Here is a 20071-nt window from a genome sequence, read left to right as displayed (position 1 = left end):
AGCGCCAGCGAGGGAGAGCGTATCCGACCGCGGCTGGCGCAGCCCGGCAATCCGTGGTGGCTGCGCATCGCCATCGCGTTGATCTTCGGATTGGCGATTGTCTCGATCTGGATGACGAATGCCTGGCTGACCACGCGGTTTTCGGAAAACACCCGCGTCCGGTCGGAACTGCGGCTGGCGCTTTACACCGGCAACCTCTTGTCGGAATTGCAGCGCACGGCGGTGGTGCCCTTGCTGCTGGCGCGCGATCCGGCGCTGATCGGGTCGCTGAACAGCAACGAGTTTTCCACCACCTCGGCCCGCCTGATCGCCGCCCAGAAGGAAATCGGCGCGGCCTCGATCCGGCTTCTGGATGCCTCGGGGCGGACGGTGGGATCGACCGACCGTTACCAGCTTGGCACGAACAACGTCCTGGCGCCGTTCTATGTCGAGGCGCTGCGCTCCAGCGAGACGGTCTTCACCGTGGCCAACCGGGGCAGCGGCACGCATGAGTTCACCTATTCCCGCGCCGTGGTCGCGGATGGCAGGACCCTGGGGGTCATCGTCGTCGGCGCCGACCTGTCGCGCCTGGAACGGTCCTGGGCGGGCATTTCCGATGCCGTGGCCGTCACCGACAGCGAGGGCATCATCATCCTGGCGACCGAACCGCGCTGGCGCGGCCTGACCATGCCCGAGGCCCTGGCGGTCCGCGACGCCCCCTCGGCCATCCAGCGCGCCTTCCAGGTCACCGCCGACTGGACCTCGCTTCCGATCGACGGCTATGTGCAGGGCCGCGCCGTGATGCAGGCCGAGGCGCGGATCCCCTTTCGCGGCTGGCGGATGATCAGCTTCACCACCTATGCGTCCGTCCGCGAACAGGTGAACGCGGTCCTGGCGCTGGAGATCATGGGATTCGCCATCCTGCTGGCCGGGACCTTCTATGTCCTGTCGCGCCGCGCGCGCAGCCAGTCAGTCGCCTATATGCGCGAATCGGCCGACCTGCGCGCCCTGAACATGCGCCTGACGCGCGAGATCGCCGAACGCGAGCGGATGCAGAAGGAACTGCGTGTCGCCGAACAGACCGTGCAGCAAAGCAGCAAGCTGGCCGCCCTGGGCGAGATGTCGGCGGGCGTCAGCCACGAGTTGAACCAGCCCTTGGCCGCGATGAAGACCTATCTGGCGGGGGCGCGGCTGTTGTTGCAGCGCGGCCGGGCCGAGGAGGCGTTGTCCAGTTTCCAGCGCATCGACGACCTGATCGAACGCATGGGCGCGATCACCCGGCAGCTGAAATCCTATGCCCGCAAGGGCGGCGAGGCGGTGGAACCCGTGGACCTGCGCGCCGCTGTCAGCAGCGCCCTGACCATGATGGAGCCGCAGCTGCGGGGCCGCACCATCCGCGTGACCCGCAACCTGCCGCGCCGCCCGGTGATGGTGATGGCCGACCGCATCCGGCTGGAGCAGGTCGTCATCAACCTGCTGCGCAACGCCGTCGATGCCGTGCGTGACCGCCGCGACGCGCGCATCGAGATCACGGTGGAAACCGGCGCCCATGCCCATGTGCTGGTGCGCGACAACGGACCGGGCATTTCCGATCTGGAAAAGCTGTTCGAGCCGTTCTGGACGACAAAGAAACCGGGCGAGGGGACGGGCCTTGGCCTGGCCATCTCGTCCAGCATCATGGCCGATTTCGGCGGTCGCCTGACCGCCCATAACGAAGACGGGGGCGGAGCCGTCTTCGCGGTGGAACTGCCGCTGCACAGGCCGGGGCAGACCGCGCAGGCGCTTGCCGCCGAATGAATGTTCCAGAAAGGAAGACTTCGATGTCCCGCAAACTGAAGATTGCGATTGTGGATGATGAACCGGACATGCGGGAATCCATCAGCCAGTGGCTTGTCCTGTCGGGGTTCGAGACCGAGACCTATCCCAGTGCCGAGGATGCGCTGAAGGTCATCGGTTCCGACTGGCCGGGGATCGTCGTGTCCGACATCCGAATGCCCGGCATGGACGGCATCGCCTTTCTGAAACGCCTGATGGGGCTGGATTCGGGCCTGCCCGTGATCCTGATCACCGGGCACGGCGACGTGCCGATGGCGGTCGAGGCGATGCGGATCGGCGCCATGGACTTCATGGAAAAGCCCTTCAACCCCGACAAGATGACGGCGTTGGCCAAGAAGGCCACGCAGATGCGGCGGATGACGCTGGACAACCGCGCCCTGCGCCGGGATCTCTCCGAAGGCCAGCAGGTCATGTCCAAGCTGATCGGCACAAGCCCCGTCATGGAACGCCTGCGCGAGGACATCCTGGATCTGGGCCAGGCCGACGGGCACGTCCTGATCGACGGCGAAACCGGCACCGGCAAGACGCTGGTGGCCCATGCCCTGCACGCCGTCGGTCCCCGCGCGTCCCGGAAATTCGTGCCGGTGTCCTGCGCGGCCTACAGCGACGACGCGCTGTCGGCCCGCCTGTTCGGCCCCGTGGAAGACGGCATCCCGGCGGTCGAGGAGGCGCGCGGCGGCACCCTGTGCCTGGAGGACATCGAGGCGCTGTCCGAACCCTTGCAAGCCCGCCTGCTGGCCTTCATCAGCGACCAGGGAACGCCGGCCGAAACCCGGATCATCGCCATTTCCAACGCGCGGGGCGAAGGCCGCCGGGCCGAGGATTCGCTGCGCCCCGACCTGTTCTATCGCCTGTCCGCGCTGAAGATCACCCTGCCGCCGCTGCGCGCCCGGGGCGAGGATATCCTGTCGCTGTTCACCCGCATGACCGAGCAGTTTTCCGAGGAATACGGCTGCGAGCCGCCGCAGGTTTCGGCCCAGGAAGCAGCCCAACTGTTGCAGGCCCCCTGGCCCGGCAATATCCGCCAGCTGATCAACGTGGCCGAACGCGCCGTGCTGCAGAACCGGCGCGGGTCGGGGTCCATCGCGTCCCTGCTGATGGCGGATGGCGAGGACAACCAGCAGGCCACCACGACCGAGGGCAAGCCGCTGAAGGAATATGTCGAAAGCTTCGAGAAGATGCTGATCGACAACACCATGCGCCGCCACAAGGGCAGCATCGCCAGCGTGATGGAGGAATTGTGCCTGCCCCGCCGGACGCTGAACGAGAAGATGGCCAAGTACGGGTTGCAGCGCGGCGATTACCTGTGAACGCAACAGGGGGCGGATTTCTCCGCCCCCGATGCTTCTGTTCGGGCCGTTACATGAAACGAAACTGGTGACTTGGCCCACAAGGGAACCGACCGGAACAATTGATCGGTCAGACCGGCAAATCCTCGCACAAACACGCGACCGCCTCATCCGTCCGCCGGTCGTTCACCGGATCGGCCGAGGATGCGCGGCCCAAACCAAAAACGGACTTGCCGTCCCGTTCAGTCGAAGCCGCCCCCCTGAAACGGGCGCGGCTGGAAGGATGATCCCTTTCGGATTGCCGGGACAGGACATCAGGATATTCGTTCGCATAGTCCAGCGTCATGTCCGCATTCCAGCCAGGGGGCCGACCTATCCTGCGCGATCCGATCTTCTTGACCGCCCAGTCAACCTACTGGCGCGGCCAGTCCGGCTCAACCTGTCCATTTGGACAATAACCGTGATCCTGATGGCAACGTGCTGATTGCGAACGACAAACAGTAAGATCACGAAGATGCTGGCGGGCGCGCGTTGCAGGGACTTCAACCGAAACGCGAAATGCGCCGGCCTGTCCCGGGGCGTCCGGCGCTGCCCTTGTCCCTTGCGCCAGGATGCCGGGGGCGCTAACCCACGGCGACAGCAGAGGGCATCAGGACATGAGCGACAGTTCGGCCAAGGGGCTTCACCCGCGCACGCAAGCCGTCCACCACGGCATCCGCCGCAGCCAGTACGGAGAGATGGCCGAGGCGATCTTCCTGACGCAGGGCTTCGTGTACGACAGCGCCGAACAGGCCGAGGCCCGCTTCAAGGGCACCGGTCCCGACGAGTTCATCTATGCCCGCTACGGCAACCCCACCAGCCGCATGTTCGAGGACCGCATCGCCGCGCTGGAAGGAACCGAGGACGCCTTCGCCACCGCCAGCGGCATGGCCGCCGTGAACGGCGCGCTGTTTTCCATGTGCAAGCCCGGCGACCACGTCGTCGCGGCCCGCGCGCTGTTCGGATCCTGCCTGTACGTGCTGGACCTGCTGGCGAAATTCGGGGTCGAGGTCAGCTATGTCGATGGCACCGACCTGGACCAGTGGCGCGCGGCGCTGCGCCCCGGCACCAAGGCGGTGTTCTTTGAAAGCCTGTCGAACCCCACGCTGGAAGTGATCGACATCGAGGGCGTCGCGCGCCTGGCGCACGAGGTCGGCGCGTTGGTGGTGGTGGACAACGTCTTTGCCACGCCGGTCTTTTCCCGCGCCGTGGATCTGGGCGCCGACGTGGTGGTCTATTCCGCGACCAAGCATATCGACGGCGGCGGCCGTGCGCTGGCGGGCGTGATCTGCGGCACCCGCCAGTTCGTCCGCGAAGTGGCCGAGCCTTACCTCAAGCACACCGGCGGCGCGATCAGCCCGTTTCACAGCTGGATCATGCTGAACGGCCTGACCACGATGGACCTGCGCGTCCGCGCCCAGGCCGACACCGCGCTGACGGTCGCGCAGGCGCTGCAGGGCCATCCGGCGCTGTCGCGCGTGATCTATCCGGGCCTTGCCGATCATCCCCAGCACGCCCTGGCGATGCGGTCCATGGGGTCGGGCGGGACGATGATCGCCTTCGAGGTGACGGGCGGCAAGGAGGCCGCCTTTGCCGCCCTGAACCGGCTGGAAATCATCCGCATCTCGAACAACCTGGGCGACGCGAAATCCATCGTCACCCATCCCGCCACGACCACGCACCAGCGCCTGTCGGATGGGGACCGCGCCTATCTGGGCATCACGCCCGGCCTGTTGCGCCTGTCGATCGGGCTGGAGGATGCGGGCGATCTGATAAACGACCTGATGCAGGCCCTGTCCGCCTGAGGTCGCGAAAGCGGCCCGGCCTGCCGGATTTGTTCTTTGGATTTCTGCCCGTGGCCCCCATATTGTGCCGCGATCCGACAAGGGATGCCCCGATGACCGAAGCCCGCCCGATGATCCCCGCCTATCCGGCCCTCGTGCGCAAATACGACGCGGGCTTCCGGGTGGACGACGCCTACAAGGCCGGGCTTCCCGACTTGCAGAACGGCCCGGCCAGCCTGATCGTGGGCGCGCGCGCGCCGATCCAGCATGTGGGGATCTCGAACTTCCGCCTGCCGATCCGCTACCAGACCCGCGACGGCGGGGAACTGACGTTGGAAACCAGCGTCACCGGCACCGTCAGCCTGGAGGCCGACCGCAAGGGCATCAACATGTCCCGGATCATGCGGTCCTTCTATGCCCATTCCGAACACGCCTTCAGCCTCAAGGTGCTGGAGGCCGCCCTGGACGATTACCAGGCCGATCTGGATGCCTATGACGCGCGCATCCAGATGAAGTTCTCCTATCCGATCCGCGTCGATTCGCTGCGGTCCGGCCTGTCCGGCTGGCAGTATTACGACATCGCGATGGAGGTCCTGGATTTCCACGGCCAGCGCCTGCGGATCATGCATTTCGATTACGTCTATTCCTCGACCTGCCCCTGTTCGCTGGAGCTGTCGGAACATGCCCGCGAAACCCGGTCGCGCCTGGCAACCCCTCATTCGCAACGGTCCATCGCCCGGATCTCGGCGGTGATGCTGGGGCCGGACAAGATCTGGTTCGAGGACATGGTCGAACTCTGCCGCCGTGCCGTGCCGACCGAGACGCAGGTGATGGTCAAGCGAGAGGACGAGCAGGCCTTTGCCGAACTCAACGCCGCCAACCCGATCTTTGTCGAGGATGCGGTGCGCGCCTTCACCGGGGAACTGCTGACCGATCCGCGCTTCGGCGATTTCCGGGTGGTGGCCAGCCACCAGGAATCGCTGCATTCGCATGATGCCGTCAGCCTGATGACCAGCGGCCCGACCTTCGCGCAGGCCTCGCTCGACCCGATGACCTTCGCGGGCTTGCGCGCCTAGATTGTCCAGCGCCGCCGGGGGCGCTTCGCCCCCCGGACCCCCCGAGGATATTTGAGTGAAGAAGAAGCGGCCATCTTCTTCACTCAAATATCCTCGGGGGGAGCGCGGCACGCGCGTGGGGGGCAGACAGCCCCCCTTGCTGACGGTCAGTAAGCCGCGCTGCCGGTTCCCTCGGGCAGCGCGCCATAGGGCAGCCAGATCGTCTTGGTCTGCGTGGCGTGGCGCAGGAAGGTTTCGCCCTGCGCCGGACGGCCCGTCCAGTCGCGATGCGCGGGCGCCCAGACGGGCTTGAGGTTGCCGCCCGCCGCCCGTTCCACCGCCGCCAGGTCGCCCCCGACCATCCACATCGCCGCGACCTCGTCATGCGCGGCCAGTGTCTTGGCCAGATCGTCGCGCGGGCCGGTCACGATGTTGACCACGCCGCCGGGCAGGTCGGACGTGTCGAAGACCTGATACAGATCCGTGACCGTTAGAGGATCGTCCTGCGCGGCGATGACGACGACCCGGTTGCCCATGGCGATGGCGGGCATCACCAGCGACATGAACGCGGCCAGGGGCTGCGCGTTCGGGCAACTGATGCCCATGACGCCATAGGGTTCGTTCACCACGTTCAGCAGATGGCCGGGCTTGGCCTGGACATTCGCGCCGTCGAACTTGTCGGCCCAGGCGGCATAGTGGAAGGCGCGGGCGATGGCGGCCTCGACCTCGGCCCCGCTGGTGCGGGCGGCGAACTCGGCGGCGCGGGCGGACAGGTTTTCCGCGATGTAATACAGCACCTGCGCGCGAGCATGGCCGCCCATGGCCGCCCATTTGCCCGCCTTGGCGGCGGCCTCGACCGCGTTGCGGATATCCTTGCGGCTGCCCAGGGGGGCCAGGCCCCCCGGCACGGCATAGCTGGCCCCGCCATCGGGCCGCTTCTGCACGCCGCCGATGTAAAGCTTGGCGGTGCGGTCCAGATCCGCCGGTTGGCCTGCGCCGGTGGTCGCGGAAACCGGCGCGGCAGGGGCGGGTTCTTCCGCCGCATCGACCGGCGCTTCCGCCAGATAGTCCAGCATTCCCGTGCGCCCGCCTTCGCGGCCAAAGCCGCTTTCGCGATAGCCGCCGAAGGGCGCAGCAGCGTCAAAGACATTGGCGCAGTTGATCCAGACGACGCCCGCCTTGATCCGGGCGGCAATATCGGTCGCCACCGCCGCGCTTTCCGACCAGACCGAGGCGGCAAGGCCATAGCGCGTGTTGTTCGCCAATTCGACCGCCTCGTCCGCCGTGCGGAAGGTGGACAGGGTGGCGATGGGACCGAAGATTTCCTGCTCGAACCCTGGATTGGCGGGGGTGATATTGCGCAGATAGCCCGGCGCGATGAAGCAGCCGTCCCCCGGCGCGCCACCGACCAGTTCCGCCCCGGCATCGGTCGCCGCCTTGCAGATCGACAGGATGCGGTCCTTCTGGACAGGATCGACGATGGCGCCCACGTCGGTGGACTTGTCCAGGGGCGGGCCGACCCGCAGCCGCGCCATGCGCGCGTTCAGCAGCGTCTCGAACCGATCCGCCACAGCCTCGGCCACCAGGATCCGCGATCCGGCGCAGCAGACCTGGCCGCCGTTGAACCAGATCGAATCCACCACGCCCTCGACCGCCGCGTCCAGATCGGCATCCGGCATGACGACGAAGGGCGACTTGCCGCCCAGTTCCAGCGTCAGGCGCTTGCCTCTCCCGGCAAGTTGGCCCGCAATGGCGCGACCGACTTCGGTCGAGCCGGTGAAGGCGATCTTGTCCACCTCGGCCGCAACCAGGGCTGCGCCGGTATTGCCGTCGCCGGTGACGATGTTGACCACGCCCGCAGGCAGGCCGATTTCCTGACAGATTTCGGCGAAGGCCAAGGCTGTCAGTGGCGTGTATTCGGCGGGCTTCAGCACCACCGTATTCCCCGCCGCCAAGGCAGGGGCGATCTTCCAGGCCAGCATCAGCAGCGGAAAGTTCCATGGGATGATCTGGCCGCAGACGCCAATCGGCTGATGCCCCGGCAGCGTGCTGTCGCGCAGTTCCGCCCAGCCTGCATGATGATAAAAATGCCGCGCGACCAGCGGCACGTCGATGTCGCGCGATTCCCGGATCGGCTTGCCGTTGTCCAGCGTTTCCAGCACCGACAGGAAGCGTTCGCGTTTCTGCACATGGCGGGCGAGGGCATAAAGATACCGCGCCCGCTGCGTCCCTGACAGCGCCGCCCATCCGGGCTGCGCCTGACGCGCCGCCGCGACCGCCGCCGCCACGTCCTCCGCCGTGCCCTGCGTCACTTGCGCCAGAACCTCGCCCGTCGCCGGATCGCGCGTGTCGAACAGCGCGCCGGGTTCGGTGAAGACCCCGCCGATGAAATGCCCGAAGGCCCCGCGCCGCGCCAGCCAGTCGCGTGCGGCTGCGCTGTCCTCGACCGAGGGGCCGTATTCCATCGTTTCCATCAATTCGCTCACGCTGGTCATGCGGTCCTCAGGCAATCGCTTGGCGGTAACCGGCGGCATAGCGGCCCGTCACGTGGTGGCTGATCTGGCGCTCGATGTCGCCCAGCAGGCTGGAGGCGCCAATGCGGAACAGGTCCGGGCGCAGCCAGTCGCGGCCCAACTCCTCGGCCATCAGCACCTGCCAAGCCAGCGCGTCCTTGGCGGTGCGCAGGCCCCCGGCGGGCTTGAAGCCCACGGCATGGCCCGTCCGGTCGCGATAATCGCGGATCGCCCGGCACATGACCAGCGACACGGGCAGGGTGGCGTTGACACCTTCCTTCCCGGTCGAGGTCTTGATCCAGTCCGCCCCCGCCTGCATGGCGACATGGCTGGCCTTCGCCACGTTCTCCAAGGATTTCAGGTCACCCGTCGCCAGGATCGCCTTCATCTTGGCGTCCCCGCAGGCCTCGCGCATGGCGCGCAACTCGTCGTAAAGCGCCGACCATTCCCCCCGCAGCACATGGGCGCGGGTGATGACGATGTCGATCTCGTCCGCGCCATGCTCGACGGCGTAAAGGATCTCGGCCAGGCGCAGGTTCAGGGGCATCAACCCGGCCGGAAACCCAGTGGCGACGCTGGCGACGGGGATGCCGGAATTGCCGAGCGCGCGCTTGGCGGGCGCCACCATGGTCGGATAAACGCAGACCGCGCCGGTGGTCAGGCCGGTGACGCCCATCGCCTCCAGCAGGTCGGCGGCAATAGGCTGGCGGGCCTTGGCGCACAGCCGCGCCACGCGGTCGGGCGTGTCATCGCCCGCAAGCGTGGTCAGGTCGATGCAGCGCACCGCGTTCAGCAGCCATGCCGCCTGGTGATCCTTCTTCAGGCTGCGCCGGGCGGGCAGGGTGGCCGCCCGGCGTTCGACGGCGGGGGTGTTGATGCGGATGTCCGCGAACCAATCGGTGCGCAGGGCGGTGCCGGGATTGCGGGTCATGCCTTGCGCCGCCCGAAGCCGCGTTCGCGGAACTGCGCCCACATCCGCCAGAACAGCGCCAGCAGCGCCAACAGCACGATGCAGACGATGCTTGCCGCCCAGTTGCGCGGCCGTTCGTCCGGGCTGGCCAAGGTGTCGATGCTGACGGCGTTGGGATAGGTGGACAGCCAGGGCAGACGCCAGCCATAGGCGGTGACGCTGACCCATTGCGGGTTGTTGCGGTCCGACCGCAGGTTCGTCGCCTCGGCCTGCAGGTTGGCGCTGTCGTATTTGAAATAGGGCGGCCAGATCCAGCCGGTGTCCTCGTTGCGGTAAACGAAGACCTTGCCGTTCGGGCGCACCGCTTCGATGAAGCGCACGTCGCGCTGGCCGGCCGCGTTTTCCACCGTGCCGGTGTTGTCGGACGCATAGAAGATCGCGTTGGACGCCGTGACCGAGGTCAGGCGGTTATAGGTGTTGGTGATCCGCACCGTGTTCTTGGACGGCAGCGCGTAGTCCAGGAACAGGAACAATGCCACGCCGAACAGCACGCCGACCGCGACCTTGAGATAATGCATGGAAAGCGGTCCTTATTGCCAGTTGATCCAGTAAATGATGCCCATGACCGCCAGATTGGGCAGAACGAAGACCAGAAGCAACAGCCGCGACCGCAGCGTCTTGTCGAACCCGGTCATGGACCTGCGGACGAACGCGCGCCGGGCGGGGGTGTTCCCGGCCTGGGCGGGATGGCGGGTGTCCCAGATCTCCTCCAGCCGCTCGGTCCGCAGGGATCGCAGATAGACCCGCAGCAGCAGGTAGAACAGCGTCTCGGCGATCAGCAGGAACAGGATCAGGCGGATGAAGGCGGCCACAGACGGTCCCGATGGTTTGCCCGCAAGCTAGCACCGTGCCGGGCAGGGGACCAGCGGTCAGAACGGCCGTTCTTGGAGCGGCCCTCTTAGAACGGCACGTCATCCCCGCCCAGGGGCTGCACATAGGCCGCCTTGATGTTCTTGAAGCCCGCCGCGAACTGGACAGTCAGCGTATCGTCGGCGATGCCCATGATCGTGCCTTCGCCGAACTTGGCGTGGCTCACGCGGTCGCCCACGGTGAACTTGGCCGCGGGTTCGGCGTCGATGATGATCGGCGCGCGATGGACCGGCGCCTTGCGTTCGCTGGCCCGCGACTGCATCCGCTTCCAGCCGGGCGAGTTATAGACATCCGCCTTGGCCGCGCGTTCGTGCAGCGCGTTGACCGGCCCGCCCGCCGCGAAGGCCATCGCGGCGCCATAGCCGCCGCCGTAAAGGCCGGGCGGGGTCAGAACCTCGACATGCTCGGGCGGCAGCTCGTCCACGAAGCGCGAGGGCATCGAACTTTGCCATTGCCCGTAAAGCCGCCGGTTGCCCGCGAAGCTGATCGTCGCCAGCCGTTCGGCGCGGGTGATGCCGACATAGGCCAGGCGGCGTTCCTCCTCCAACCCCTTGGTGCCGTTCTCGTCCATGGCGCGCTGGCTGGGGAACAATCCATCCTCCCACCCCGGCAGGAAGACCACCGGGAATTCCAGGCCCTTGGCGGCGTGCAGCGTCATGATGCTGACCTGCTCGGCGGCGTCCCCGTCGTCGCGGTCCATGACCAGGGCCACATGCTCCAGGAAGCCCTGAAGGTTCTCGAACTCCTCCAGCGCCTTGACCAGTTCCTTGAGGTTGTCCAGCCGCCCCGGCGCGTCGGGCGACTTGTCGGCCTGCCACATGGCGGTATAGCCGGATTCGTCCAGGATCCGCTCGGCCAGTTCGACATGGTTGACGCGGTCGTCCAGGGCGTCGGCGTGCCACCGGCCCATGCTTTCCGCGAACTGGCGCATGTTGGCCGCGGCCTTGCCCGACAGGTCGCCCGCGGTCAGCGCCGCCACCGTGCCCTCCAGCAGCGAGATGCCCCGCGCCCGCGCCATGGATTGAATGGCCTGCAAGCCCTTCTCGCCCAAGCCGCGCTTGGGGGTGTTGGCGATGCGCTCGAAGGCCAGGTCGTCGGCGGGGCTGACGGCCAGCCGGAAATAGGCCATCGCGTCGCGGATTTCCTGCCGTTCATAAAAGCGCGGGCCGCCGATCACGCGGTAAGGCAGGCCGATCGACATGAAGCGATCCTCGAACGCGCGCATCTGGTGGGACGCGCGGACCAGGATGGCGATGTCGTTCAGGCTGGTGCGGCCGACGCTGGCGCGGTGGCCGCCATGGAAGGCCTCGATCTCCTCTCCGATCCAGCGGGCTTCGGCCTCGCTGTCCCAATGGCCGATCAGGCGCACGGGTTCTCCCGCCTCGGCGTCGGTCCACAGGGTCTTGCCCAGCCGGCCCTGGTTGGCTGCGATCAGGCCGGACGCGGCGGCCAGGATCTGCGGGGTCGAGCGGTAGTTCTGTTCCAGCCGGATCACCTGCGCGCCGGGGAAGTCAGTCTCGAACCGCAGGATGTTGCCGACCTCGGCCCCGCGCCAGCCATAGATCGACTGGTCGTCGTCGCCCACGCAGCAGATGTTGCGATGCCCCTGCGCCAGCAGCCGCAGCCACATGTATTGGGCTACGTTGGTGTCCTGGTATTCGTCCACCAGGATATAGCGGAACCGATCCTGCCAGCCGCGCAGCACGTCAGGGTGCGCCTGGAACAGCGTCACGCAATGCATCAGCAGGTCGCCGAAATCGACCGCGTTCAGCGTCAGCAGCCGGTCCTGATACGCCTTGTAAAGCTTGCCGCCCCAGCCGTCGAAGGTGGTCATTTCCCCCTTTGGCAGCTTGGCAGGCGTCAGGCAGCGGTTCTTCCAGCCGTCGATCAGGCCCGCCAGCTGGCGGGCGGGCCAGCGTTTCTCGTCCAGGTTCTCGGCCTGGATCAACTGCTTCAGCAGCCGGATCTGGTCGTCGGTGTCCAGGATGGTGAAGCTGGGTTTCAGGTGCACGTCGCCATTGCCGACCAGTTCGGCGTGGCGGCGCAGGATCTTGACGCTGATGCTGTGGAACGTGCCCAGCCAGGGCATCCCTTCGACCGTTTCGCCCAACAGGCGGGCGATGCGGTTCTTCATCTCGCGGGCGGCCTTGTTGGTGAAGGTCACGGCGAGGATTTGCCCCGGCCGGGCCTTGCCCAGCATCAGCAGATGCGCGATCCGCGTGGTCAGCGCCCGCGTCTTGCCCGTGCCCGCCCCGGCCAGCATCAGCACCGGGCCGTCCAGCGTTTCCACCGCCGCCCGCTGCGCCGGGTTCAGCCCGTCCAGATAGGCGGCAGAAGGCGCGGGCCGCGCGGCCATCGCGCGGCGGGACAGCGGCACGGCATCGCCGTTATCGGAATCGTCAAGAAGCTCCATCCGCCCAACATAGGCGCAAGCGCGGGCCATGGAAAGCCCGTGTTCCGGCTTCGTTCGTCCTTACCGCCCCCGGATCCGCGGATCCATCGCGTCGCGCAGCCCGTCGCCGATGTAGTTGACGCACAGCACCGTCAGCGAGATGAACAGCCCCGGCAGGATCACCCGCCACGGATACATGATCATCTGGTCCACCGCGTCGTAAAGCAGCCGCCCCCAGGTCGGGAAATCGGGCGGAAAGCCAAGCCCCAGGAAGCTGAGCGCGCTTTCCGTGATGATCGCCGTGGCGATGCCCAGGGTGGCCGCGACCATGATGGGCGACAGGACGTTGGGCAGCACGTGGCGCAGGATCATCCGGTGCGCGGGCGTGCCAATGGATCGGGCGGCCAGGATGAACTCCCGCTCCTTCAGGCCCAGCACGTCGCCGCGCACGATGCGGGCGGCCTGCATCCAGCTTGTCGCGCCGATGGCCGACACGATCAGGATGAAGGTGCCCATGGCCGGGCCGAAGGATTGCGACAGCGGCTCGCGGAACAGCGTCACCATCAGCAGCAGCAGGGGCAGGAGCGGCAGGGCCAGGAACAGTTCGGTCAGCCGCATCAAGGGCGCGTCCATCCGCCGGAAATAGCCCGACACGAGGCCGATCAGGCTGCCCAGGGTGATCGCGATGATCATGGCGGTCAGGCCCACGGCGATGGACACCCGGCCCCCCGCCATCAGCCGGGCCAGCATGTCGCGGCCCAACTGGTCGGTGCCCAGCGGATGGGTAGCGGAAAAGCCGGAATTGCGGGCGCGGATGTCCACATAGGTCGGGTCGATGGTCCAGATGTAAGGCCCGACGGTCACGAACAGGATGGTGCCCACGAACAGCACCAGGGCCACCATGGCGCCCTTGTGGCTGCGGAACTGGCGCCAGATGTCGCGCCATTGGCTGCGCGTCTCGCCCGCGTGGTGGGGATCGTCGGGCGGCAGGCCCGCGACCGCTCCGGCCTGGGCCGCCGTGGCGTCCACCCTTTCGGCCACGGACAAATCTTGCTGGCGGTCGGGGTCAGTCATAGCGGATCCTCGGGTCAAGGATGCCGTAGAGGATGTCGGCAATCAGGGTGAACAGCACGATCAGGATCGCGAAGATGAAGGTCAGCGTCAGCACCATGGGGATGTCGTTGCCGTGGATGGCGGTGATCAGCAACTGGCCCAAGCCGTTCACCTTGAACACCTGTTCCGTGATGATCGCGCCGCCGAAGACGGCAGGCAGGCCAAGCGCGATGACCGTGATGACCGGGATCAGGCTGTTGCGCAAGACGTGCTTCAGCACCACGGTCCGTTCCGACAGCCCCTTGGCCCGCGCGGTGCGGACGTAATCCTGGCCCAGGTTGTCCAGCATGGAGGCGCGCATGAAGCGGCTGATCTGGGCGGCGTTGTACAAGGCCAGCACCGTCACCGGCATGACCATCTGCCGCACCTGCGCCCAGAAGCTGTTCCAGTCCCGCACCTCCAGCGTGGTGTCATAGACGGACGGGAACCATTGCAGCTTCACCCCGAAGATGATGATCAGCACGACCCCGGTAAAGAACGTCGGCATCGAAAAGCCGATCATCGACACGAAGGTGCCCAGCTGGTCGAACCAGGAATACTGCTTGTAGGCCGACAGGATGCCGATGGGCAGCGCGATCAGCACGCCCAGCAGATAGCTGAACCCCACCACCGTCAGCGTCTGCGGCACCCGCTGCGCGATCACGTCGAAAACCGGGCTGCGCGACTGGAAGCTGATGATGCGCTGCATGCCCGAACTGAACTGCGTGCCGAAGACGCCGTCGAACCAATACAGCGGCTCCACCCAGAAGAACTGCTTCAGCCACAGGACATAGCGGATGTACCAGGCCTGACCCAGGCCAAGCGCCTCGCGCATCCGTTCCTTGACCTCGGGCGGGACGGTCAGGGGCACGTCGCCCAGGGGGTCGCCGGGCGAGGCCTCCAGCAGCAGGAAGATCACCAGGGATATGAACAGCAGCGTCGGGATCGCCAGCAGCAGGCGCCGGATGGTGAATGTCAGCATCGCAAGCCTCGGTCAGGGCGCTTCGTTCGGCGCGGCACCACGTGTCGATGAACCGGCAGGGTGCCGGCCCCGCGACGGATCGCGGGGCCGGGCGGGATCACTGGACGCGGGTCCAGTCGGCCACGTTCCACAGTTCGGAATCCCAGGCGTTGATCTGGACGCCGCCCAGGGTGTTGGAATGGGCCGAGGCCGTGCCGCGATAGATCAGCGGGATGATCGCGTTGCTTTCGCGGGTCAGCATCTCGTTCAGCTTCTGGCCGATCTTGCCGCGTTCCGCCGGATCGACGGTCCTGGACAGTTCCACCATCATCGCGTCAAAGGCCGGGTCGCAATAGCGGCTGATGTTTTCGCCCTGCCACTGGTTGTCGGGACCGGGCGCCTTGTCGCAGGTCCATTTCGCCAGATAGGGCGCGGGGTTGCCGCCCTCGAAGTTGTCGGCATACATCTGCACGTCGGCATAGAATTTCTGCAGCGTGTCGGGCGAACCGGGATCCGACCCGAAGAAGACCGAGGCATCGACGGTCTTCAGTTCCGTCTCGATCCCGATTTCCGACCACCACTGCTTGATCAGCGCCTGGAAGTCCTGGCGCACCGCGTTGACCGAGGTCTGGAAGACCATCTTCAACGGCACCCCGTCCTTTTCGCGCACGCCGCTGCCGCCGACGGTCCAGCCGGCCCCGTCCAGCAGCGCCTTGGCGCCCTCGATGTCCTGGGTCAGGCAGTCCGTGTTGGGCGAGGCCCAGGCTTCCGGCGCGGGGACATAGTTGCAGGTGGGCTGGCCCGCCGCACCATAGCCGATTTCCGCCAGCAGCGTGCGGTCGATGGCCATCGACAGCGCCTGGCGCACCGCCGGGTCGGACAGGAACGGATGCGGGTGTGCCCTGGTCGAACGCTCGCCCTCGGGATGGGACGGGGACGGGTCGGTCAGGTTGACGTGGATCCGCTCGACCAGGCTGCCGAAGGCGGCGCTGACCTTGCCCTTGCCCATGGCCTCCATCCCGGCGATCACGTCGGGGGCAAGCTGGGTGTTCCAGGCGTAATCGTATTCGCCGGTTTCCAGCACCGCGCGGGCCGCCGCCGCCGCGTCGCCGCCGCCCTTGATGGTCGCGGTCGCGAAGGCGGGCTTCATCGGATCGCGGTATTCCGGGTTCGCCTCGAAGGTGATCACGTCGTTGGTCAGGAACCGCGTGACGCGGAAGGGACCGGTGCCGATCGGGTTGAAGTTCTGGTCCGTGCAGGTCGGCGCATTGGCGCCCAGGCAGTTTTCGAACTGCGCCTTCTGGATGATCGGCGTGTTCGAGCCGACAAAGGCCGAATAGGGATCGGGCATCGCCTCCTTGAAGGTGATCCTGACGGTCAGGTCATCGACCGCCTCGATCCTGTCGATGCCCTCGAACTTGGCCAGCTGCGAGCAGCCGCCCTCGGGGTCCATGCAGTACTGGCCGGAAAACACCACGTCGGCCGCCGTGACGGGCGTGCCGTCCGACCATTTCAGCCCGTCCTGCAGCTTCCAGGTGACCGATTTCAGATCCTCGGCGATGCCGCCGTTTTCCAGCGTCGGGATTTCGGCGGCCAGGCGCGGGACATGCTCGCCCTCGGGGGTCATGCTGGCCAGCGGCTCCAGCACCATGGAGGAGGCGATCAGTTCCTTGGTGCCGCCCGAAAGATAGGGGTTCATCGTGGAGGGCGCTTGCCACATGATGATGTTCAGCGCGCCGTCGCTGCCCCGTTCGGCCATCGCGGCGGGCGCCAGGGCCAGGGTGGCGGCCGCGCTCATCAGCAGTGTCTTCAGCTTCATCGATCTCTCCTGTCGGAAGTGTCAGACCGCAAGCGGCGATCCGGAACGGCTTGGTGCCCTTTGCAGGCTTATGTCCTTGATTCACCCGGTTCCTCCGGGTGGCGTGCCGGTCCCGCCGATCCGCGGAATGGGGTCAGTTTCAATCGAAGCCCCTTTGGAAAGCAAGCCTTATCACGCAACGTCCTGCCGGTTCTTTCGGCTTTGACATTTCGGGCATGACCGCTAGCCTTCGCGAAAGGCAATGCCGGGGGCCGCGTGATGCTGGATGACAAGCCGCTTGTTTCCATTGAGAAACTCCGGGTCGAGTTCGAGACGGGCGATGGCGTCGTCGTGGGCGTCAAGGATGTCAGCTTTTCCATCAACCCGGGCGAATGCGTCTGCGTGGTTGGCGAATCCGGGTCGGGCAAGTCGGTCAGCTCGCTGTCCTTGATGCGGCTGGTCGAATTCGGCGGCGGCACCATCGCGGGCGGGCGGCTGATGTTCGACGCGGGCGACGGTCGGACCATCGACCTTGCGCAGCAGTCGTCCCCCGCCATGCGCGACATCCGCGGCAACCGGATCGGCATGATCTTCCAGGAACCCATGACCGCGCTGAACCCGGTCTTCACCGTGGGCGACCAGCTGACCGAGGGGCTGATGGTCCATCGCGGCCTGACCAAGGCCCAGGCAAGGGCGCGGGCGCTGGAGATCCTGCGCCAGGTCCGCATCCCCGAACCCGAACGCCGCCTGGACCAGTATCCGCACGAACTGTCGGGCGGGATGCGCCAGCGCGTGGTGATCGCCATCGCCATGGCCTGCGAGCCGCGCCTGCTGATCTGCGACGAACCCACCACCGCGCTGGACGTGACCATCCAGGCCGAGATCCTCGCCCTGATCGACCGGCTGAAGCGCGAAAAGCGGATCGCGGTGCTGTTCATCACGCATGACATGGCCGTGGTGGCGCAGATGGCCGACCGCGTGGTGGTGATGTATCGCGGCGAGAAGGTCGAGGAAGGCCCCGTGACCGAGGTTTTTGAAAACCCGCGCGAGGATTACACCAAGATGCTGCTGGCCGCCGTCCCCCGCCTGGGCGAGATGACCGGCAAGCCCGCCCCCGAACGGATGCGCCTGATGCGCGACGGCACGGTCAGCGCGCCCGAACCCATCATCGTCGCCGACCCCAAGCCCCTGCTGACGGTGCAAAACCTGACCACGCGCTTCGCCGTCAAGGGCGGGCTGCTGCGCCGCACCGTCGCGCGCGTCCACGCGGTCGAGGATGTCAGCTTCACCATCAACGCGGGCGAAACCCTGTCGCTGGTGGGCGAATCCGGCTGCGGGAAATCGACCTGCGGACGGTCGATCCTGCGGCTGGTGGAACCCGAATCCGGCAAGGTGGACTTGGGCGGCACCGACATTCTGGCCCTGTCCCCGCGCGACTTGCGCCGCGCGCGCCGCGACATGCAGATGATCTTCCAGGATCCCTTCGCGAGCCTCGATCCGCACATGAAGCTCTACGACCAGGTGGCCGAGCCGATGGAGAATTTCGGCATCGGCAGCCGGTCGGAACGCCGCGACCGCATCGCCGCGCTGTTCGACCGGGTGGAACTGCCCCGCAGCTTCATGCGCCGCTATCCGCACGAGATGTCGGGCGGCCAGCGCCAGCGCATCGCCATCGCCCGCGCCCTGGCCCTGAACCCCAAGCTGATCATCGCGGACGAGGCGGTGTCGGCGCTGGACGTGTCGGTCCAGGCGCAGGTCCTGAACCTGCTGATGGAATTGCAGGCGGACCTGGGCATTTCCATGCTGTTCATCAGCCACGACATGGCCGTGGTCGAACGCGTCAGCCACCATGTCGGCGTGATGTATCTGGGCCGCATCGTCGAAATGGGCACGCGTCAACAGGTCTTCGAGAACCCGCAGCATAACTATACCCGGCAGCTGATGGCCGCCGTGCCCGTGGCCGATCCGCGCCAGAAGAAGATCAGCGAGGATCTGAAGTTCAAGCCGATCCCCTCGCCGATGCATCCGGTGGATTACAAGGCGGTGCCCTCGGTTTACCGAGAGGTCGCGCCAGGCCACAAGGTTCTGGTCGAACCGGCGACGCATCACTGATGCAAGGCCCGCCCATCGCGGCCGGTGCCGCCCCGCAATTCCGCGCCCCCTTGCCCGACGCCGCCGACGCCGTGGTGATCGGCGGCGGCATCGCCGGTGTCACGACGGCGCTTTACCTCGCCCGCGACGGGTTGTCGGTCGTGCTGTGCGAGAAAGGGTTGGTCGCCGCCGAGCAATCCAGCCGCAACTGGGGTTGGGTCCGCGCCCAGGGCCGGGACGAGGCCGAGATCCCCGTGATGCTGACCGCCCGCCGGTTGTGGCAGGGCCTGGTGCAGGACCTGGGCGACGTGCTGGGCTTGGCCACCTGCGGCGTCAGCTATCTGGCGCGCGACGAGGCGACACTGGCACGATACGAAAACTGGCTGGCGGTCGCGCAAAGGCATGGCCTCGACAGCCGCATCCTGGGGCGCGAGGCCCTGGCGCGGGCGCTGCCGCACAAGGCGGGTTGGGCGGGGGCCTTGCAGACCCCATCGGACATGCGCGCCGAACCCGCAACAGCCGTCCCCGCCATTGCCCGGCTGGCGGCCAGCGAAGGCGTGGTGATCCGCGAACATTGCGCCGTCCGCGCCATCGAGACGCAAGGGGGCCGCGTCAGCAGCGTCGTGACCGAGGACGGCCCGGTCCGTGCCGACCGCGTGCTGCTGGCGGGCGGCGCCTGGTCCGGCCTTTTCGCCGCCAATGCCGGGCTGCATCTGCCGCAGCTTTCCGTCCGCGCCACGGTGGCCGCGACGGAACCCCTGCCGGAGATCTGGCCAGGCGCCGCCACCGACCCCGACTTTGCCTTCCGCCGCCGCGCGGATGGCGGCTATACGCTGGCGCCCGGCACCGGCCACGACTTCTGGATCGGCCCGTCGGCCTTGCGTCACCTGCGCGCCTATCTGCCGATGATCCGCCGCGACCTGTCGCAAACCCGCCTGCAAGGCACCGCCCCCGCAGGCTATCCCGACGGCTGGCGCACCCCGCGCCGCTGGCGCGCGGACAGGCCCACGCCCTTCGAGGCGATGCGCGTCCTGAACCCGTCCCCGAACCCCCGCCGCCTGAAAAAGCTGCAAGCCGATTTCGCCACGGCCTTTCCGCAGATCGGCGCGCCCCCGCTGCGCGCCGCCTGGGCGGGGATGATCGACACCACGCCCGACCAGGTGCCGGTGCTGGACGAAAGCGCGATCCCCGGTTTCTTCATCGCCACGGGCCTGTCGGGCCACGGCTTCGGCATCGGGCCGGGCGTGGGCCATGTCATGTCGTGCCTGATCCAGGGCCGCGATCCCGGGCACGACCTGACGCGCTTCCGGTATGGCCGGTTCTCGGACGGATCGCCGGTCACGCTTGGACCCGATCTTTGACCGCAGCGGGTGCTTGCACAGCCTGCACAAAGGGTTCACCC

15 protein-coding genes are annotated in these 20071 nt (G+C 67.0%); 6 read left to right on the top strand and 9 right to left on the bottom strand.

What is annotated here, in order from left to right; translation table 11 throughout:
* Nucleotides 1-111: 111 nt before the first annotated feature.
* Nucleotides 112-1776 carry a sensor histidine kinase gene (locus tag GIY56_RS11605; RefSeq protein WP_154765086.1) on the top strand — a complete coding sequence of 555 codons (1665 nt, stop codon included), beginning with the start codon at nt 112-114 and terminating at the stop codon, nt 1774-1776.
* Between the two features lie 23 nt (nt 1777-1799).
* On the top strand, nt 1800-3125 hold the full coding sequence (locus tag GIY56_RS11600; protein ID WP_154765013.1) for a sigma-54-dependent transcriptional regulator: 1326 nt from the start codon (nt 1800-1802) through the stop codon (nt 3123-3125).
* A 109-nt stretch (nt 3126-3234) separates the two neighbouring features.
* Here the strand turns inward: GIY56_RS11600 and GIY56_RS11595 are convergent, their stop codons facing one another.
* Nucleotides 3235-3450, bottom strand: coding sequence for a hypothetical protein (locus GIY56_RS11595; RefSeq protein ID WP_154765012.1), 216 nt, complete (start codon nt 3448-3450; stop codon nt 3235-3237).
* A gap of 310 nt (nt 3451-3760) precedes the next feature.
* On the opposite strand from GIY56_RS11595, the gene metZ reads away from it, so the two are divergent.
* Both metZ and folE2 read left to right on the top strand, forming a co-directional pair.
* Nucleotides 3761-4948 carry an O-succinylhomoserine sulfhydrylase gene (gene metZ / locus GIY56_RS11590; protein WP_154765011.1) on the top strand — a complete coding sequence of 396 codons (1188 nt, stop codon included), beginning with the start codon at nt 3761-3763 and terminating at the stop codon, nt 4946-4948.
* Nucleotides 4949-5040: 92 nt separating this feature from the next.
* Nucleotides 5041-6003, top strand: coding sequence for a GTP cyclohydrolase FolE2 (folE2, locus tag GIY56_RS11585; RefSeq protein WP_154765010.1), 963 nt, complete (start codon nt 5041-5043; stop codon nt 6001-6003).
* Nucleotides 6004-6149: 146 nt separating this feature from the next.
* On the opposite strand, the gene GIY56_RS11580 is transcribed toward folE2, so the two are convergent.
* From GIY56_RS11580 to GIY56_RS11545, 8 genes are all read right to left on the bottom strand, one after another.
* Entirely contained in the window at nt 6150-8477 is a 2328-nt protein-coding gene (locus tag GIY56_RS11580; protein ID WP_154765009.1) for an aldehyde dehydrogenase family protein, read from the bottom strand.
* A gap of 7 nt (nt 8478-8484) precedes the next feature.
* Nucleotides 8485-9426: a deoxyribose-phosphate aldolase gene (gene deoC, locus GIY56_RS11575; RefSeq protein ID WP_154765008.1), complete on the bottom strand. Its 942-nt coding sequence runs from the start codon at nt 9424-9426 to the stop codon at nt 8485-8487.
* Nucleotides 9423-9983 carry a DUF1523 family protein gene (locus tag GIY56_RS11570; protein ID WP_154765007.1) on the bottom strand — a complete coding sequence of 187 codons (561 nt, stop codon included), beginning with the start codon at nt 9981-9983 and terminating at the stop codon, nt 9423-9425. The genes deoC and GIY56_RS11570 overlap by 4 nt, the downstream gene beginning before the upstream one ends.
* A 12-nt stretch (nt 9984-9995) precedes the next feature.
* Nucleotides 9996-10277 carry a hypothetical protein gene (locus GIY56_RS11565; protein WP_328288523.1) on the bottom strand — a complete coding sequence of 94 codons (282 nt, stop codon included), beginning with the start codon at nt 10275-10277 and terminating at the stop codon, nt 9996-9998.
* A gap of 86 nt (nt 10278-10363) precedes the next feature.
* Nucleotides 10364-12748, bottom strand: a complete 2385-nt coding sequence (locus GIY56_RS11560) for an ATP-dependent helicase (RefSeq protein ID WP_154765006.1) — start codon at nt 12746-12748, stop codon at nt 10364-10366.
* A gap of 60 nt (nt 12749-12808) precedes the next feature.
* Nucleotides 12809-13801: an ABC transporter permease gene (locus GIY56_RS11555; protein ID WP_154765005.1), complete on the bottom strand. Its 993-nt coding sequence runs from the start codon at nt 13799-13801 to the stop codon at nt 12809-12811.
* Nucleotides 13794-14801, bottom strand: a complete 1008-nt coding sequence (locus tag GIY56_RS11550; protein ID WP_154765004.1) for an ABC transporter permease — start codon at nt 14799-14801, stop codon at nt 13794-13796. Before GIY56_RS11550 ends, GIY56_RS11555 begins: the two co-directional genes overlap by 8 nt.
* A gap of 97 nt (nt 14802-14898) precedes the next feature.
* Nucleotides 14899-16599, bottom strand: coding sequence for a peptide ABC transporter substrate-binding protein (locus tag GIY56_RS11545; protein WP_154765003.1), 1701 nt, complete (start codon nt 16597-16599; stop codon nt 14899-14901).
* A 258-nt stretch (nt 16600-16857) separates the two neighbouring features.
* On the opposite strand from GIY56_RS11545, the gene GIY56_RS11540 reads away from it, so the two are divergent.
* A complete protein-coding gene (locus GIY56_RS11540) occupies nt 16858-18690 on the top strand; it encodes an ABC transporter ATP-binding protein (protein ID WP_196053613.1) in 1833 nt (610 codons plus the stop codon).
* The gene (locus GIY56_RS11535; protein ID WP_154765002.1) at nt 18690-20030 is read left to right on the top strand and encodes an NAD(P)/FAD-dependent oxidoreductase; all 1341 of its coding nucleotides are present in this window, start codon (nt 18690-18692) and stop codon (nt 20028-20030) included. The genes GIY56_RS11540 and GIY56_RS11535 overlap by 1 nt, the downstream gene beginning before the upstream one ends.
* Nucleotides 20031-20071: the final 41 nt, after the last annotated feature.

The sequence above is a fragment of the Paracoccus lichenicola genome, assembly GCF_009708075.1.
GTDB classification, from domain to species: Bacteria; Pseudomonadota; Alphaproteobacteria; order Rhodobacterales; family Rhodobacteraceae; genus Paracoccus; species Paracoccus lichenicola.
This window is presented reverse-complemented; position numbering and strand designations above follow the sequence as displayed.

Coding starts and splice junctions, on each gene's coding strand:
- GIY56_RS11605 (WP_154765086.1), top strand. CDS start 112: ATGACGAATGCCTGGCTGACCACGCGGTTTTCGGAAAACACCCGCGTC.
- GIY56_RS11600 (WP_154765013.1), top strand. CDS start 1,800: ATGTCCCGCAAACTGAAGATTGCGATTGTGGATGATGAACCGGACATG.
- GIY56_RS11595 (WP_154765012.1), bottom strand. CDS start 3,450: ATGACGCTGGACTATGCGAACGAATATCCTGATGTCCTGTCCCGGCAA.
- metZ (WP_154765011.1), top strand. CDS start 3,761: ATGAGCGACAGTTCGGCCAAGGGGCTTCACCCGCGCACGCAAGCCGTC.
- folE2 (WP_154765010.1), top strand. CDS start 5,041: ATGACCGAAGCCCGCCCGATGATCCCCGCCTATCCGGCCCTCGTGCGC.
- GIY56_RS11580 (WP_154765009.1), bottom strand. CDS start 8,477: ATGACCAGCGTGAGCGAATTGATGGAAACGATGGAATACGGCCCCTCG.
- deoC (WP_154765008.1), bottom strand. CDS start 9,426: ATGACCCGCAATCCCGGCACCGCCCTGCGCACCGATTGGTTCGCGGAC.
- GIY56_RS11570 (WP_154765007.1), bottom strand. CDS start 9,983: ATGCATTATCTCAAGGTCGCGGTCGGCGTGCTGTTCGGCGTGGCATTG.
- GIY56_RS11560 (WP_154765006.1), bottom strand. CDS start 12,748: ATGGAGCTTCTTGACGATTCCGATAACGGCGATGCCGTGCCGCTGTCC.
- GIY56_RS11555 (WP_154765005.1), bottom strand. CDS start 13,801: ATGACTGACCCCGACCGCCAGCAAGATTTGTCCGTGGCCGAAAGGGTG.
- GIY56_RS11550 (WP_154765004.1), bottom strand. CDS start 14,801: ATGCTGACATTCACCATCCGGCGCCTGCTGCTGGCGATCCCGACGCTG.
- GIY56_RS11545 (WP_154765003.1), bottom strand. CDS start 16,599: ATGAAGCTGAAGACACTGCTGATGAGCGCGGCCGCCACCCTGGCCCTG.
- GIY56_RS11540 (WP_196053613.1), top strand. CDS start 16,858: ATGCTGGATGACAAGCCGCTTGTTTCCATTGAGAAACTCCGGGTCGAG.
- GIY56_RS11535 (WP_154765002.1), top strand. CDS start 18,690: ATGCAAGGCCCGCCCATCGCGGCCGGTGCCGCCCCGCAATTCCGCGCC.